Raw genomic sequence first — 1,401 nt, forward strand, 5'->3', positions numbered from 1 at the left:
TATCATCCACCGCTCGCCGCTCGCTATTTTCCCCTGCTTTTTCCAGGAAAAAACCACTTTTTGGAAAAATTTTGCCATTTTCATTTGACAGGGCCAATTTTAGGGTGCATATTTATACTGAAACACCTGAACACTTGAAGTAAAAAATGTCAAATACCGCTGTGGAGGGGAATGCTGCTCACCCCGCGTATCTCGCCACCAGCGACACCAGGAGCAAGCCATGAGGACGCTGCATTGCACCCGCACCCCCTGGAGCTTCACCCCGCCTCCCGACCCCTTCTGGGACCGGGACGCCCACCGCGTTCTGCAACAGTTGCGGCTGCAACTCGCCCCCTCGGTGCTTCTCGGCCGTTCCCTCCGGCCCCGCCGCCGCTACGCTTCCCCTGGCCTTCTCCTCTGGTGCCGCCAACTTCCCGGCTGGCAGCGAGCCAACCTCCTCCATCGCTGGGTCCTCCCGCTCTGCGGCACCCTCCTGTGGTACCTGAAAAGCATGCTGACTCAACCCTGTCAGCGGCGGAAGGCGGAACAGACTCCCACCCAACACCAGAAGCGACAACGTTCGGAGACAATGCGGCGTCACTCCCCAGCTTCCCCCGGCCCCGACACGCCGGCCCTGCCTCTGAGCCTGGAGAGCGTCCCCGCTCCTCCTCCTCCGCCCCGACCGGCTCCCGCACCATCTGTCGAAGCAAAACCTGATCTTTTCTACCAATATCAACGTCGAACAAATCGTTCTGCATACAGTGCGAAATCGGCAAGTCGATCGCGGAAGCGGAGCGTGCCCTTCATCGTCGAGGCGAAGCTCCTTCCGGTGGTAGGTCGGCGAACAGCATCCTGCGGCGAAGAGCCTTCCCCCACGGGCCGGATTCGCCCCATCTGCGGTACCCGGAAAAACAAAGCGAAAACGGCGGAACAGTCGGGAGATTCCCTGGCCGCGGCAGGACCTTCCTCGGCGGAGAAGGCGGTGACATCTCGCCGCCAGCGTCGGCAGGGAGCGACCCACGGCGAGGCTTCCTCCATTCGGCCCCAGCGGCGTGGGGAGCCAACCTCGGTTCGCTCCCAGCGTGCCGCGGCAGGGTATTCTCGGATTTCCCCCGAATTGTCAAGTGAACATGATGAACCCAGGAAACGGAAAAAGTCCGTGGAATCCGGTCATCATCCCATCTCGACAGCAGAAAAGATGCAAATGCGATTATATAAATTGATTTGTCAATCCATAAGTGGTAATCGGCGAAGTCGTGATCAATTGATACGTTCGCTAGCATCTTTGGATCAGCGAGCCAGTCCCCCGCGTCGCTCAGGCCGTCGGGCGAAAAAGAAGCGGGAAAGTTGGGAGGTTCTCGCGGAGTTGCCCCGTCGTCCGAAGTTGACAAAGCCGTCTCAGCCACGGGAGCATTCCGAATT

The 1,401-nt window shown here is 59.5% G+C and carries 1 pseudogene; it reads left to right on the forward strand.

From position 1 onward, the window contains the following. Positions 1-220: 220 nt before the first annotated feature. A pseudogene (locus tag H0921_RS17555) lies at positions 221-1,401 on the forward strand (hypothetical protein); the annotation flags it as partial.

This window comes from Thermogemmata fonticola (assembly GCF_013694095.1).
GTDB lineage: Bacteria > Planctomycetota > Planctomycetia > Gemmatales > Gemmataceae > Thermogemmata > Thermogemmata fonticola.